Here is a 14004-nt window from a genome sequence, read left to right on the forward strand (position 1 = left end):
GCGAGGCTAACCCGGCCCGTCGCGGCCCGTCAGTGCCGTCCCGCCACCCGGTCGGCCACCTTCGCCAGCCGGGACGACTCCGTCCCCGGCCGGAGCCGTTCCCGCTGGTCGGCCGCGCGATAGGTGGCGTAAAGGCCGTGCACGCCCAGCCAGCGGAAGGGTTCCGGCTCCCACTTGCGCACCTTGTGGTTCACCCAGGGCAGGTCGGTCAGCTCGGTAGAGCCGCCCTGACCGGAGTCCCGCTGGACCAGGTCGCGCAGGGTACGGGCGGCCAGGTTGGCGGTGGCGACGCCGGAGCCGACGTAGCCGCCGGCCCAGCCGAGCCCGGTGGAGCTGTCGAGGGTCACCGTGGCGCACCAGTCCCGCGGCACACCCAGCACGCCCGACCAGGCGTGCGCCACCCGGACCCCGGCCAGCGAGGGGAAGAAACGGGTCAGGATCTCGTGCAGGGCTTCGATCGTCGCCCGCTGGGTGCGGCCGTCGTTGTCGGTGCGGGATCCGAAGCGGTACGGCACGCCCCGGCCGCCGAGCGCGATCCGGCCGTCGGCGGTGCGCTGGGCGTACATGTAGGCGTGCGCCATGTCGCCGAGGGTCTCGCGGCCGTCCCAGCCGATGGACGCCCACTGCTCCCCGGTCAGCGGCTCGGTGGCGATCACGGAGGAGTTCATCGGGAGCCAGGTCCGCTTCTGGCCCTTCAGGGAGGCGGTGAAGCCCTCGGTGCAGCGCAGGACGTACGGGGCGCGGACGGTGCCGTAGGGCGTGACGGCGTGCTTGGGGCGGATCTCGGTCACCGGGGTCGACTCGTGGACGGTGACGCCGAGCGCCTCCACGGCCGCCGCCAGACCCTTGACCAGCTTGACCGGGTGGAGGCGGGCGCCGTGCGGGGTCCAGGTGGAGCCGACCGCGTCCGCGATCCGGATCCGCTCGGCGGTCTCCCGGGCGCCGTACAGCTCCCGGTCCTTCTCGCCGTACGACGACTCGTGCTCGTGGAACGCCTTCAGCCGGGCCAGCTGGGCCGGGGAGGTGGCCACTTCGAGGACGCCCCCCTTGTGCACGTCGGCGTCGATGCCCTCGGCCTCGGTGACCGCGACGACCTCGGCGACGGTGTCGTTCATGGCCCTCTGGAGCCGTACGGCGGCCTCGTGGCCGTGCAGACGGGCGTAGCGGTCACGACCCGCGATGCCGTTGTAGAGCCAGCCGCCGTTGCGGCCGGAGGCGCCGTAGCCGCAGAACTTCTGCTCCAGGACGACGATGCGGAGGAACGGGGCGGCCTTCTTCAGGTAGTAGGCCGTCCACAGACCGGTGTAGCCGCCGCCGACGATCACGACGTCGGCGGTCGCGTCCCCGTTCAGCGGCTCCCGCACCGCCGGAAGGCCGTCGTCCGCGTACCAGAAGGAGATCCCGCCGTTGACAGCAGTGCTTGCCGAGCTGCTCATGGCCGGGACGTTAACCCCTCAGAGCGTCCAGTGTCTCCTTCGGATTCCATGCTTTTCCGCGGCCTCTGGTCAGTGGATAGCAGGCGAGGCCGATCAGTACCGACACGAAATGGCCGAGTTCGGTGAAGGTACGGCCCTCGGCCAGCGGCAGCCCGAAGACGACGAGGATCACCAGCAGATACCCGTAGCGCCAAGGCGGTGCGATCCGGTAGGTGAGGACGCCGACGACACCCGCCAGGGCGTAACTGACCCCGATGTCGAGGGTGTTGACCGCCGAGTGCGGGGCCATGCCGTCCCGGATCGCCTTCAGCAGGGCGCCCTCGCTGATCAGCGTGGCGAGGACGTGCGCGCTGGCGCACACGCCGAGCCAGCGGGCGGTGCCCAGCCAGCGTTCGGCGGGCGCATGGAACACCGAGTAGAGCAGGACGTAGGGAAGCCAGCGCCCACTGTCGATCCACATCGCGCTGGCGACCAGCACCCGCACGGGGTTGCGGGACAACTCGTGGATGTTGGTGGACCGCTGCCGCAGGAAGTGCTGCTCGAACTCCGGTGACATCTGGTGCAGCGCGACGGTCGTGACGAACAGCACCAAAAGCCACACATAGGTGCCCGGGGCACTGCGGATGTATGCCCATGCGCCGCCGATGTCCCGGTTGATTCGCATGAGCCGATTCACGCACGCCAGTATGGTCCGCTCCGTGATTGACATCCCCGGCGATCTGGCCGAAGCCCGGGAGACGTACAAGAGAGCGGCGGGACGAGCGTTCATCGCGGGTCTGCCCGGCCTGGCGGCCGCCTTCCTGGACCGTCGGCGGCTGCGGCTCGACGGGCCGTCGGTGAACGGCGTGAGCGCGCTGGTCCTGCCGGTCGTCCGCGCCGACGGCGCACCCGCCGTCCTCAAGCTGCAACTCCCGGACGAGGAGAGCGAGGGCGAGCCGGTCGCGCTGCGGGTCCGGGACGGCGACGGCGCGGTACGGCTCCTCGACCACGATCCGGCGACCGGCACCATGCTGCTGGAGCGTCTGGACGCGTCGCGGATGTGGTCCACCGTGGACGACACCCGCGGGGCGGTGGCGGTCGTCGCACGACTGCCGGCCCACCTGACGTCCTTCCCGGCGCCGCTGGGAAGGCGCCGGCTCGGTGACCTCGCCGGGGCCGTGCCGGAGCGGACTCCGTGGGCGCTGGAGCGCATTCCCGACCCGGCGGCCCGCCGCACGGTCGCCGACTGCGCGGCCGCGATGCGCGAGGTCGCCGGCGAGCCCGGCGACCGACTGCTCCACTGGGACCTGCACTTCGAGAACGCACTGGCCGCCGACCGCGCCGACTGGCCGGCCGTCGCCCCCGAGCCGCTCGCGGGCGACCCCGGCTTCGAACTGCGGCCGGCGGGACGTCCTCGACCGGGACCGGGCGCCGGCCTGGACGCTTGGGCCGGCTGCTGCAGAACGCCCTGTGGGACGTGACGGACGGGCGACGATCAAGGAACGCCGTCTGGAGCCGGCCCACCGGCTCCGCACCGGATTCTGATCAATCCCTTACCCACTTCTCATTGTCCCTGGTCGGCGCGCGTCGGCAGCATTCGACTGTCATGGCAGACCTCTCGGGTCGCAGACCCATCAGGTCGCCAACACCACACACCAGAAGGACAATTCCTTGCTCCCAGGGAGACATCGGGCGGCGTCCACCGCCGCCCTGCTGTCCACCACGGCACTCATATCCACCGGCCTGTCCACCGGATGGCTCACCGCGAGCGCCTACGCCGCACCGCCGGCCCACACGGCCGCCCACATCAAGCACCTGTGCGCCCACCCCACCACCCCGGGCCGGATGGCGTGCCTCGCGGAGGCCCGCACCGACGTCGTCCAGCACCTGACCGTCGCCCCGGACACCACCCCGGCCGGCTACGGCCCCTCGGACCTGCAGAGCGCCTACAACCTGCCGTCCGCCAGCGCCGGTTCGGGCCGGACCGTCGCCGTCGTCGACGCCATGGACGATCCCAACGCCGAGTCCGACCTCGCCGCCTACCGGTCCCAGTACGGCCTGCCCGCCTGCACCACCGCCAACGGGTGCTTCCACAAGGTGAACCAGACCGGCGGCACCACCTACCCGAGCGCCGACCCGGGCTGGGCCGGGGAGATCTCCCTCGACCTCGACATGGTCAGCGCCGTCTGCCCGCAGTGCCGCATCACGCTCGTCGAGGCCTCCTCCACGAGCATGGCCGACCTGGGCACCGCCGAGAACGAGGCCGTCCGGCTCGGGGCGAAGTACGTCTCCAACTCCTTCGGCGGCCCCGAGGACCCGTCCGAGACCACGGCCGACGTCCAGTACTTCAACCACCCCGGCGTCGCCATCACGGTCAGCGCGGGCGACAACGGGTACGGCGTGCAGTACCCGGCCTCCTCCCCGTACGTCACCGCGGTCGGCGGCACCTCCCTCAGCCGCGCGAGCAACACGCGCGGCTGGAGCGAGTCGGTGTGGTCCGACGGCTCGACCGAAGGCACGGGATCCGGCTGCTCCGCCGACGAGGCCAAGCCCACCTGGCAGACCGACTCCGGCTGCTCCCGCCGTACCGTCGCGGACGTCTCCGCCGTCGCCGACCCGAACACCGGCGTCGCCGTCTACGACACCTACGGCGCCTCCGGCTGGGACGTCTACGGCGGCACCAGCGCCTCCTCGCCGATCGTCGCGGCCACCTACGCCCTCGCGGGCGCCCCGGCCGCCAACAGCTACCCATCGTCCTACCCCTACGGCCACAGGTCGGCGCTGAACGACGTCACCGCGGGCAGCGACGGCACCTGCTCCCCGGGCTACCTGTGCACCGCGGGCACCGGCTACGACGGCCCCACCGGACTCGGCACCCCGAACGGCACCGCCGCCTTCACCGCCGGCGCGAACACCGTCAACTCGCTCCAGCCCGGCCAGAAGCTGACCTCCGGCCACCGGCTGAGCAGCGCGAACATCACCCTGACCATGGGCAGCGACGGCAATCTGGTCGCCTACCTCAAGACCAACGGCACGAGCGGCAGCGGCCCGGCGATCTGGTCCAGCCACACGTCCGGTCACTCGGGCGCGTACGCGGTGATGCAGACCGACGGCAACCTCGTCGTCTACACCAGCGGCGGCACCGCCCTGTGGTCCACCCACACCAACGGCCACACCGGCGCGTACTTCCTGGTGCAGGACGACGGCAACCTGGTGGTCTACGGCGCCGGTGGCGGCCCGGGCACCGGCGGCGCGCTGTGGGCGGACGGCACCAACGCGCACTCGGCGACCATCGGCTCCGGCCAGAAGCTCAAGGGCGGCTGGTGGGCGCAGACCCAGTACACCCGCCTGGCGATGCAGCCCGACGGCAACCTCGTGATGTACCGCAAGCGCGACGGCAAGGCCATCTGGTCGACCGGCACCTCGGGCCACTCCGGCGCCTACGCGTTCATGCAGTCCGACGGCAACCTGGTGGTCTACACGAGCGGCGGCACCGCCCTGTGGTCCACCCACACCTACGGCCACACCGGCGCGTACGCCCTGCTCCAGAGTGACGGCAACTTCGTCGTCTACACGTCCTCCGGCGGCCCTGGCAGGGGCGGCGCCCTGTGGGCGAGCAACACCCGGTCGTACGTACCCTGACCTGCCCACCCTGAAGCACCTCGCTGGCCCGGGCAGACGCCCGGGTCAGCGGCGTTCTCACAACCCTCGGCGCCCGTACGCGGACGCTACAGGCGGACGACGACCAGGGCGATGTCGTCGTGCCCGCCGCCACTGACGCCGAGACGGGAGAGCAGCACGTCGGCCAGGTGGTCGGGGCTGAGCCGCGAGATGTCGGAGAGGGTGCCGGTGAGCCGGTTCAGGCCGGCGTCGATGTCCTCGTCACGGCGTTCGACGAGCCCGTCGGTGTAGAGGACGAGGGTGTCGCCGGGCGCGTAGGCGATGGCGGCCTGGGGGCGCGGGACGTGGTGCGGACGGGCTCCCAGCGGCGGGTCGGTGGCCTGGTCGAGCAGGACGAAGGTGCCGTCGGGGCGCGCCAGGACGGGCGGCAGGTGGCCGGCGCTGCTGTAGGTGATGTGCCGGCCGCGCAGGGAGACGACCGCCTTGACGGCGGTGGTGGCCAGGGCTCCTTCGACCGAGCGGGCGTACAGGCCCAGCACCTCCATGGCCCTGGCCGGCTCGTGCAGGGCCCGGACGGCGGAGGACAGGGCACTGCGCAGCATGCCCATCACCGCGGCTGCCTCCAAGCCGTGGCCGACCACGTCGCCCACCGCGACCCCGTAGGCCTCGTCGGGCAGGTTCACCACGTCGTACCAGTCGCCGCAGACGTTGAGCCCCTTGGCCGCGGGCAGGTAGCGCACCGCGATGTTCGGGTGCTGGGCCAGGTCCGGCGACTGCATCATCGCCTCCTGGAGGGTGACGGCCACCTTCCGTTCCCGGGCGTGGGCCTGCCGCAGCTGCTCGTTCACGATCTGCAGTTCCCGGGCCCGCGCGTACAGCTCGGCCTCCATGGCCTCGCGCTCGCTGAGCGCCTGTCCCCGGCGCGCGTGGGCGGCGTGGGACAGCACGAAGTCGGTGACGTCCTCGACCCGGTGGATGATCCAGGCCACCTCGCCGTCGGGCCCGAGCACGGGGGTGTTGATCGGGGACCACCAGTGCTCCTCGAAGTCCCCGGGGCGGCCGGGCACGGGAATGTCGTACTTCTGCACCGCCATGGTGTCCGGCTCCTTCGAGCGCAGCACCCGGTGCAGCGAGGCACCGAGGTTCTGTACCCCGTCGGCATGCGGATCGGCCGGATTGTCCGGGAACGCCTCGAAGAGATAGCGCCCGATCAGGTCCTCGATCGTGCAGCCGGTCGCCCGGCAGTAGGCCGCGTTCACGTCGAGGATGACGAGGTCGGGACCCAGGACCAGGTAGGGGCTGGGCGTGGCGGCGAACAGCGCGCGGTAGTCGATCGGCAGCGTGGTCACAAGCGCTCTCCCGTCCCTGGAGCGGTGGCCCCCCTTCCGGTGTCCCACCATGCGGGAGTGATCACCACACGAGGCACGGCGAGACGGCCGCTCACGGATACGGCCCCGGACGCGCCGCCCGGGGCCGACGACCCCGGACGGCGTCGGCACCCTGGCACCCTGGCACCCGGCAGGCCTGCAAGGACTCGCCTGACCGGTCGACCCACTTCCACCGGACGTGTTCCCTCGGCGCGGCTGTGGCTGGTCTGTCACTGTCGGTCGCTGCCGAGTGCCCTCGGGCACCCCTGCACCACTCGAACCGGTCCCACTCGTCCAGTCCGATCTTCACAACCGCATGCACGCAGCACGCCGGGCGCGGCCGACCGAGCCGGAGACGGGAGGCAGGCGCGGCGGCCCGCGCCCCCGCCGTGCGCGGGCGCGGGTCCCGGGTGCCCACCGGCGGGTGACGCCCCCGCCGGGGACTCGAGCCGCCGAACCGCCCGAACCGTCACACCGCGTCGAAGTCGGACCGGGGCCGAACCTCCACGACGAAATCCGCATCCTTGATGTCGCCCTCCTCGTCGTGCCAGAGGAAGACCCGCACGTGCATCGCGTGGTGGAGGCCGGTCCTCTCCCACTCGGCCATCAGGTCGGCGACGATGCGGCCGATGACGTGCTTGGCTCCCTCGGCCGAGTCGGGGGCCGTGATCGCGCCCTGCCACCGATCGGGGTGGCTGCCGTAGGGCCGCCAGCCCTCGGAGCCGTGCGGCTCGAACACCCGGTACGCCCAGTCCGTATTGGTGTTCATAACACCGATCCTGTCACCGCAAGGAGCCTCATGCGCCGCATCGGATCCACGCCCGCCGAGCGCGGGTCGGTCGGAGCGAACAACTGCCCCGACGTCTTCGAGATGGAGGACGGCAACTTCTTCGTCATCGGCAAGGCCGTCATGGCGGACCAGGCGCCGGACGCCGAGGAACTGCGCCGGCTCGGTGCTTCCATCGGTACCGACGAGCTGGCCGTCACCGTGCCGCGCGACTGCATGCTGGCCGCCGCGAAGCAGCTCGTGGCCGAAGGCCTCGTCGGGTAGGAACCCCCACTCGACGCGACGAGGCCGTTCAGGACTTCGTCCCCGGCCGGACCGAGAAGGCCGCCTGATGGCCGGTGGGCGCCGGCACACCCGCGGAACGTCAACCGGTCGTTCTTCCGCATCACCGCCGCCGGGTTTCGGCGCATCCGTCTGCGCGAGGCCCGGCACGGCTGCGCCACGCTCCTCACCACGGCCGGTGTCGCGCCCCGCGTTCGTGACGGAGATCCTGGATCACCGCCGGATCGGCATCACGACGGACGCCTGCGCGCACGTGACCTCGGACACACAGCGGGAGGCCACCAGCCACACGGACCGCCTGCTCGGGCGCCGTGTCCACCGGGAGCGACCTCCCCGGTCGATGTCACCCATGGATGCCGAACGCCCCGGACCGATCACCGGCCGGGGCGTTCGCGCTGCTCGGAAGTGAGCCCCCTGTCGGATTCGAACCGACGACCTTCGCTTTACAAGAGCGGTGCTCTGACCAGCTGAGCTAAGGAGGCGTGCACCGAGGTGCTCGTGCAGTGTACCCAGGTCCGCGGCGGGTCCCGTCGAAAATTTCCGCGAAGTTCACAGTGGCCCAGGTACTGACAGATCGCGTGAACGCCAGGTACCGTCCTGACCCAGTTCACTCGTGTGGACTACACCAACCACCTTCCTACAACGGATCGTCCGGCACGTTCCTGCCGGTAGAAGGGGGCCCATTCACCATGGCCACAGTCACGTTCGACAAGGCGACCCGGATCTACCCGGGTTCCACCAAGCCCGCCGTCGACTCGCTCGACATCGCGATCGAGGACGGCGAGTTCCTCGTCCTGGTCGGCCCGTCGGGTTGCGGAAAGTCCACCTCGCTGCGGATGCTCGCGGGCCTGGAGGACGTCAACGGCGGCGCCATCCGCATCGGTGACCGCGACGTCACGCACCTGCCGCCCAAGGACCGGGACATCGCCATGGTGTTCCAGAACTACGCCCTCTACCCGCACATGACGGTCGCCGACAACATGGGCTTCGCGCTCAAGATCGCCGGCGTCAACAAGGCGGAGATCCGGCAGAAGGTCGAGGAGGCCGCGAAGATCCTCGACCTCACCGAGTACCTGGACCGCAAGCCGAAGGCCCTGTCCGGCGGTCAGCGCCAGCGCGTCGCCATGGGCCGCGCCATCGTGCGTGAGCCGCAGGTGTTCCTCATGGACGAGCCGCTGTCCAACCTGGACGCCAAGCTCCGCGTGTCCACCCGTACGCAGATCGCCTCGCTCCAGCGCCGTCTCGGCATCACCACCGTCTACGTCACCCACGACCAGGTCGAGGCCATGACGATGGGCGACCGGGTGGCCGTGCTCAAGGACGGCGTCCTCCAGCAGGTCGACTCGCCGCGGAACATGTACGACAAGCCCGCGAACCTGTTCGTCGCCGGCTTCATCGGCTCCCCGGCGATGAACCTGATCGAGGTTCCGATCACCGACGGCGGCGTGAAGTTCGGCAACAGCGTCGTCCCGGTCAACCGGGAGGCCCTGAAGGCCGCCGCCGACAAGGGTGACAAGACGGTGACCGTGGGCGTGCGTCCCGAGCACTTCGCCGTCGTCGAGCACAACGGCGACACCGCGGCGTCCCTGACGAAGGACAGCGCGGACGCCCCGGCAGGTCTCGCCGTCTCGGTGAACGTGGTCGAGGAGACCGGCGCCGACGGCTACGTGTACGGCACCGTCGAGGTCGGCGGCGAGAAGAAGGACCTCGTGGTCCGCGTGAGCAGCCGGTCCGTGCCGGAGAAGGGCTCCACGCTGCACGTGGTGCCGCGGCCGGGCGAGACCCACGTGTTCTCGACGTCCACGGGCGAGCGTCTGTCCGACTGAGCGCGTTCACGCGACTGAGCTGCGGATTCGCGGCGAGGTTGACGAAAGGGGGTCCCGCGGTGCCGCGGGGCCCCCTTTCACGTCGTACGCACGTGTGGAAATACCCCGGCACAGCGATCGTTTCGGGCAGGCGCGTCAACCCCATACTCAGAAATCGGCGCCCCTTCATCCCCCGAAGGGGTGACGCAATGTCGCCAAATCATTACCCCGCGCTACCCTCACACGCGTGAAGCACTCCACCACCCCTCAGACGCGCCGCGGCCACCGGGGCGGCCCTGCCCGCCGGATCGGCCGCACTCTCGCCCTCGTCCTGCCCGTCGTCCTGGTGCTCTCCGGGACCCTCGCGGTCACCCGGGTCAACTGGACCGGCAGCCCCTCCGGCTCGGTGCTGGCCGCCTCCGACGTCTCCTCGGCGGAGGTCTCCACCCGGACGGTCTCCCAGGCCCCGCAGGACGTGCTCCGGGACCGGCTGATGACCGAGCTGCAGAACCAGAACCCGGGCGTCGTCCTCACCCACCTCCAGCAGGCGGTCGACGGACACCCCTCGCTGGCCCGGCACTGCTCCGCCATCGCCCGAGCCCTGGGCCAGGCCGCGGTGCGCATCTACGGCGCCTCCCGTGCCCAGTCGTACGCCCGCCCGGTGTGCGACACGGCGTTCGCCTCCGGTGTGCTCGCGGCGCACAGCTGACGGCCGTCGACGGCGCTCCCTCGGATAACGGCTGCCCAAGGAGCGCGCCGTTGTCGGCCGGGCCCGGTGGGGTGCCGCGTACAGTGCGGGCATGACCCATCCCAACGCCGCGTCGCGCCCCACCCAGGCCGTGATCCTGGCCGGTGGCCAGGGCTCCCGGTTGCGTCCCTACACCGACGACCGGCCCAAGCCGATGGTCGAGATCCCCGGCACGGGCACCCCGATCATCGGCCACCAGCTGGCCTGGCTCGCCGAGGAAGGCGTGACCGACGTGGTGGTCTCCTGCGGCCACCTCGCCGAGGTCCTGCAGAAGTGGCTGGACTCCGCCGACCTGCCCGTCTCCGTCACCACCGTCGTGGAGACCGAGCCCCTCGGCCGTGGCGGCGGCCTCAAGTACGCCGCCGCGCATCTCCCCCGCCCCGACCGGCCGTGGTACGCCACCAACGGCGACATCTGGACCCGCTTCTCCCTGCGGGACATGGCCGACTTCCACACCGAGCGGGATGCCACGGCGACCCTGGCGCTCGCCCGGCCGCGCATCCCCTGGGGTGCGGTGAAGACCGACGGGTTCGGGCACATCACCGACTTCATCGAGGCGCCGCCGTCCACGTTCGAGATCAACGCGGGCGTGTACGTCTTCGCTCCCGCGTTCGCCTCGCTGCTGCCGGAGCGGGGGGACCACGAGCGGACCACGTTTCCCGGACTGGCCCGGGAGCGGAGGCTGTTCGGGTTCCCGATTCCGCAGGGCGCGTATTGGCGCGCCATCGACACCGCGAAGGATCTGACGGAGGCGGCCAAGGAACTCGCCGCGCTGGGGCGCTAGGGCGTGTTTCGAAAGTGGCGTCGTCCGCCCGGAGGGCGGGGTCCGCGGCGTCTGGTGCGGTGCATCGCAAGGCGGAGGGTCGTCCTCGTACCGGGCGTACGTGGACGACCCCGACAACGCGGCGAGGTGCCGTGCCAGGCGCCGCGGACCAGACGGGACTTTCGAAACACGCCCTAGGGGTACTCGGTCACGAGCGCGTGCGGGTCACTTGCCCCTGGGTGGGTTCGGCGCTGCTCAGGCCCTGGTCCATGAGCCGGAAGTATTGCTCCCGCTCACGGACCAGGGTGCGGCCCTGAGCCTTGCCCCGGTCCTCCCGGATCTTGAAGTCCATCGCACCCCTTGAACCGGGGTGTTGCAACGGCTCCTAGAACCCAAGCCTCAGGTAAGGGGCCTCCTGACCGGTCGCGGGGGGCTAGCCGAGCAGGCCGCCGACCAGGCCGGGCTGGCCCGAGGACGAGGAGCCGCCGGAGCCGCTCGCGCCACCCGAGGACGAGCCGCCGCCGGATGTGCCTCCGGTGCTGGTCGGACCGGCCGTCGTGCTGGGGGCGCCGCCCGTCGGGGAGGATTGGCGGGGCGGAACCTGGCCGGTGGTGCCCTGGGTCTGGCTGGGCGTCGTGGTCGTACCGCCGGCACTGTGCATGGCGCCCGGGGTCGTCGCCGCGCCGGAGGGGCCGGCGGTGGCGCCGCCCGAGGGCGAGGTGGAGGCCGCCGGGGTCCTCTTGTGCCGCTTGCCGGGTTCCTGCGGAAGCGGGGAGCCCGGCAGGTTGTTCCGGGGGGCCTCCCCGGGGCCGGGGACCACGACCCGACTGGAGTCGCGTACGGCGCCGCCGAGCAGCGAACCGACGAGCAGGGTGACGCCGACGGTGACGGCGGTGATGAGCGCGCCGCGGCGGAGGACGTAGCGGCGCAGGTCCCAGATGGCGGCGCGGGGGCCGAGGCGGCGCCAGGCGCCGGCGGCGAGGCGGCCGTCCACGGAGTAGACGGGGGCACCCGCGATGACCAACGGGGACCAGGCGGCCAGGTAGATGATGTCGGGGGCGTCGTAGGCGGGGACCGTCTTCCAGCTGACGGTGACGATCAGGGCCGCGGAGAGGAGCGCGCCCACGACCGCGGCCACACGCTGCCAGCAGCCGAGGACGGTCAGCACGCCGACGGCCACCTGGAGGAAGGCGATGACGAGGCCGGAGCCGACCGGGTGGTGCAGGGCGAACTGGCGCAGCGGCTCGGCGGCGTCCCAGGGGTGCAGGGTGTCGAGCCACTTGACCATGGAGCCGCGCTTGCCGCCGTCGAAGTAGACGGGGTCGCAGAGTTTGCCCATGCCGGCGTAGACGGAGATGAAGCCGAGGAGAATGCGCAGCGGGAGGAGGACGACGCCGAGGTTCATCCGGCGGCCCGGGTAGTAGGCGTGCCGGCCCGGATCGTCTCCGTGGCGGCGGCTGCGGCGCGGGGTGTCGGGGCCGGGGAAGTCCGCGTACGGGTCGTAACCGCCGTCTCCGTCGTAGGAGTCGAAGCCGGTGTCCCTGTAAAGGGGTTCGTCGTAGGCACCGCCGGCCGGGCGCATGGAAGGCAGGAGCCGGGTGCCGTCGGTGTCGTCGGGAGCGGTGCGCTGGTGGCCGACGACCGGGGACTCGACGGTCTGTTCCAGGTCGTCGTAGGTGCGGTCGTAGGTGTCGGCGTAGCCGGTCTCGACGCGCGGGACGACTCGGGTGGCGCCGGCCACGGGCTCCTCTGTGTGGCGGACGCTGCTGCCCCGCACGGCCTGGAGGAGCCGGTGGGCGCCGGTGTCGTCGGGGGCGGACTTGCCGCTCCACACGACGGGGCGGCGGCGGCCGACGGCAGCGCCCGCCCGGCCCGCCCGGCCCACGGCGGGCATCCGGCCGGAGTCCTGGACGGCGCTCGGATACCGGGCGATCCGCGGGGATCGGGTGCGCGTGGCCGACGCGCCCAGCTGCACGCGGAAGCTGGCGTGATTGACGATCACCTGCGCCGGATCGCTCGGCACCTTCACCATGCTCAGCGCGGGAGCGTCGTCGAGTCCGGACTGGAATCCCGACGAGCGTTCCCCCGTAGGTGTGCGGGGTGTTCTGGTGTCCACACTCATCTAACCGAGTGACGTGGAGTTAGGACACTGTTCTGACCGGGCGGATGTGTCCGGACCCCGTCAAAGTCGGCCGCAGCGCCATATGGGCGCCTGAATTACCCCGCACGGGTGAGGTGTCGGACAGGTGTTCAGCTCCGGCGGCGTGCCGCTTCGTAGAGCACGATGCCCGCCGCGACACCGGCGTTGAGGGACTCGGCGCCGCCCGGCATCGGAATGCGCACACGGAAGTCGCAGGTCTCGCCGACCAGGCGGGACAGGCCCTTGCCCTCGCTGCCGACCACGACGACGACCGGGCCGTCGAGGGCTTCCAGGTCGCCGAGTTCGACCTCGCCGTCGGCGGCGAGACCGACGACCGTGAGCCCGGCCTTCTGGTACGACTCCAGGGCGCGGGTCAGATTGGTGGCGCGGGCGACCGGGGTACGGGCGGCCGTGCCGGCGGAGGTCTTCCAGGCGCCGGCAGTCATACCGGCCGCGCGGCGCTCGGGCACGACGACGCCGTGACCGCCGAAGGCGGAGACGGAGCGTACGACCGCGCCGAGGTTCCGCGGGTCGGTGACGCCGTCGAGGGCGACGATCAACGGGTCCTCGCCCTCGTCGGCCGCCGCGTCGAGCAGGTCCTCGGGGTGCGCGTACTCGTACGGCGGGACCTGCAGGACCAGGCCCTGGTGGTTGAGGCCGTTGGTCATGCGGTCCAGCTCGGGGCGGGGAGCCTCCATGAGGTTGATGCCGCCGCGCTCGGCCGCGAGCTGGAGAGCCTCGCGCACCCGCTCGTCGTTGTCGATGAACTGCTGGACGTAGAGCGTGGAGGCGGGGACGCCCTCGCGCAGCGCCTCGACGACCGGGTTGCGGCCGACGACCAGCTCGGACGTCGACCTGCCACCGCCGCGGCGCTGCGGCGCGCGGCCCTGGGCGCGGCGCGCCTGGGCCGCGGCGGCACGCTGCTTGGCGTGGCCCTTGCGCATCTCGGCGGGCGGGGTCGGGCCCTTGCCCTCGAGGCCCCGGCGCCGCTTGCCGCCGCTGCCGACCTGCGCGCCCTTCTTGCCGGACATGCGGCGGTTGTTCGCGGCCATGACCTACCTGTTCTCTACGGAATG

At 71.7% G+C, this 14004-nt stretch carries 12 protein-coding genes, 1 tRNA gene and 2 pseudogenes; 7 read left to right on the plus strand and 8 right to left on the minus strand.

Features of this window, described 5'->3' with window-relative positions:
- Positions 1–29: 29 nt before the first annotated feature.
- Together AC5WRT_RS02130 and AC5WRT_RS02135 are read right to left on the minus strand one after the other, a co-directional pair.
- On the minus strand, positions 30–1436 hold the full coding sequence (locus AC5WRT_RS02130) for an NAD(P)/FAD-dependent oxidoreductase (protein WP_496099871.1): 1407 nt from the start codon (positions 1434–1436) through the stop codon (positions 30–32).
- Between the two features lie 10 nt (positions 1437–1446).
- Complete coding sequence (locus AC5WRT_RS02135; protein WP_496091914.1) at positions 1447–2100, minus strand: rhomboid-like protein; 654 nt, start codon at positions 2098–2100, stop codon at positions 1447–1449.
- Between AC5WRT_RS02135 and AC5WRT_RS02140 the strand changes: the two are divergent.
- Positions 2099–2904 (plus strand): annotated as a pseudogene (locus tag AC5WRT_RS02140) (aminoglycoside phosphotransferase family protein); the annotation flags it as partial. The gene AC5WRT_RS02135 and the pseudogene AC5WRT_RS02140 overlap by 2 nt on opposite strands.
- A gap of 182 nt (positions 2905–3086) precedes the next feature.
- A complete protein-coding gene (locus tag AC5WRT_RS02145) occupies positions 3087–5057 on the plus strand; it encodes a hypothetical protein (protein WP_496099872.1) in 1971 nt (656 codons plus the stop codon).
- An 86-nt stretch (positions 5058–5143) separates the two neighbouring features.
- On the opposite strand, the gene AC5WRT_RS02150 is transcribed toward AC5WRT_RS02145, so the two are convergent.
- Positions 5144–6385 (minus strand): SpoIIE family protein phosphatase, encoded by a 1242-nt coding sequence (locus AC5WRT_RS02150; protein WP_496091916.1) that lies wholly within the window; start codon positions 6383–6385, stop codon positions 5144–5146.
- 487 nt (positions 6386–6872) lie between these two features.
- Complete coding sequence (locus AC5WRT_RS02155) at positions 6873–7172, minus strand: hypothetical protein (RefSeq protein ID WP_496091917.1); 300 nt, start codon at positions 7170–7172, stop codon at positions 6873–6875.
- Between the two features lie 30 nt (positions 7173–7202).
- Here AC5WRT_RS02155 and AC5WRT_RS02160 point away from each other — a divergent pair, with 30 nt between their 5' ends.
- Both AC5WRT_RS02160 and AC5WRT_RS02165 read left to right on the plus strand, forming a co-directional pair.
- Positions 7203–7454 (plus strand): hypothetical protein, encoded by a 252-nt coding sequence (locus tag AC5WRT_RS02160; RefSeq protein ID WP_496091918.1) that lies wholly within the window; start codon positions 7203–7205, stop codon positions 7452–7454.
- Between the two features lie 81 nt (positions 7455–7535).
- Positions 7536–7881: pseudogene (locus AC5WRT_RS02165) on the plus strand (hypothetical protein); the annotation flags it as partial.
- Here the strand turns inward: AC5WRT_RS02165 and AC5WRT_RS02170 are convergent.
- Positions 7881–7954, minus strand: a tRNA-Thr gene (locus tag AC5WRT_RS02170). The pseudogene AC5WRT_RS02165 and the gene AC5WRT_RS02170 sit on opposite strands and share 1 nt — an antisense overlap.
- Before the next feature lie 207 nt (positions 7955–8161).
- Here AC5WRT_RS02170 and AC5WRT_RS02175 point away from each other — a divergent pair.
- The 3 genes from AC5WRT_RS02175 (at position 8162) to AC5WRT_RS02185 (ending at position 10809) form a co-directional block, all read left to right on the plus strand.
- Positions 8162–9298, plus strand: a complete 1137-nt coding sequence (locus AC5WRT_RS02175; RefSeq protein ID WP_496091919.1) for an ABC transporter ATP-binding protein — start codon at positions 8162–8164, stop codon at positions 9296–9298.
- Between the two features lie 226 nt (positions 9299–9524).
- Positions 9525–9986 (plus strand): hypothetical protein, encoded by a 462-nt coding sequence (locus AC5WRT_RS02180; protein WP_496091920.1) that lies wholly within the window; start codon positions 9525–9527, stop codon positions 9984–9986.
- 91 nt (positions 9987–10077) lie between these two features.
- A complete protein-coding gene (locus AC5WRT_RS02185; RefSeq protein WP_496091921.1) occupies positions 10078–10809 on the plus strand; it encodes a nucleotidyltransferase family protein in 732 nt (243 codons plus the stop codon).
- Between the two features lie 187 nt (positions 10810–10996).
- Here AC5WRT_RS02185 and AC5WRT_RS02190 read toward each other — a convergent pair whose 3' ends face one another.
- The 3 genes from AC5WRT_RS02190 to rlmB form a co-directional block, all read right to left on the minus strand.
- Positions 10997–11140: a hypothetical protein gene (locus tag AC5WRT_RS02190; RefSeq protein ID WP_496092012.1), complete on the minus strand. Its 144-nt coding sequence runs from the start codon at positions 11138–11140 to the stop codon at positions 10997–10999.
- Positions 11141–11221: 81 nt separating this feature from the next.
- Positions 11222–12910, minus strand: a complete 1689-nt coding sequence (locus AC5WRT_RS02195) for a DoxX family protein (RefSeq protein WP_496091922.1) — start codon at positions 12908–12910, stop codon at positions 11222–11224.
- A 128-nt stretch (positions 12911–13038) separates the two neighbouring features.
- Positions 13039–13980: a 23S rRNA (guanosine(2251)-2'-O)-methyltransferase RlmB gene (gene rlmB / locus AC5WRT_RS02200; RefSeq protein WP_496091923.1), complete on the minus strand. Its 942-nt coding sequence runs from the start codon at positions 13978–13980 to the stop codon at positions 13039–13041.
- Positions 13981–14004 lie beyond the last annotated feature (24 nt).

It is taken from the genome of Streptomyces sp. NTD91 (assembly GCF_059510455.1).